The sequence below is a fragment of the Pseudoflavonifractor sp. 524-17 genome (genome assembly GCF_009935845.1).
GTDB lineage: Bacteria > Bacillota > Clostridia > Oscillospirales > Oscillospiraceae > Pseudoflavonifractor_A.
Genome location: NZ_QWEK01000148.1, coordinates 1 through 512, shown reverse-complemented (window position 1 = coordinate 512; position 512 = coordinate 1). Strand labels below are relative to the sequence as shown.

The window sequence follows — 512 nt, the reverse complement described above, 5'->3', positions numbered from 1 at the left end:
TATCCTTGACTACCACCATACTGACAAGTCCCGCCTCAATGTCGGCCATCATTTCCATAAAGCCGGGACGTTTGAAAGCTGAGGTTAGATAATGTAACTTCTGAAAGCATAGGAAAATCAAGGTTTTCGAGCAGCGGACAAGCATGATATGTACTAAAAAATCGAATATCGGCGCATGAGCGGCGTTCATATTCCCTGCTGGGAAGATGGGACGCCGCTTTTTTCATGTCCAGACACCGAAAGGAGCGGAAAACCATGCCAGTATTCCGCGTGGAAAAGAATAAGGGCTACACGGTGATGTCGAACCATCATCTGCGTAACAAAGATCTGTCCCTGAAAGCCAAGGGCCTGCTGTCACAAATGCTGTCACTCCCGGAAGATTGGGACTATACGTTAAAGGGACTTGCCCTCATCAACCGAGAGAAAATCGACGCTATCCGGCAGGCTATCCGGGAGTTGGAGCAGGCGGGTTACATCGTCCGTTCGCGGGAGCGTGACGAACGGGGACGGCT

Annotated in this window: 1 protein-coding gene and 1 pseudogene; one reads left to right on the top strand and one right to left on the bottom strand. The window is 50.6% G+C overall.

Annotated features, from left to right (window positions below; translation table 11 throughout):
• A pseudogene (locus D1159_RS19390) lies at nucleotides 1–190 on the bottom strand (hypothetical protein); the annotation flags it as partial.
• Nucleotides 191–255: 65 nt separating this feature from the next.
• Here D1159_RS19390 and D1159_RS19070 point away from each other — a divergent pair.
• Nucleotides 256–512 (top strand): helix-turn-helix domain-containing protein (locus D1159_RS19070; RefSeq protein ID WP_243152417.1); only part of this gene is annotated, 257 nt, incomplete at its 3' end.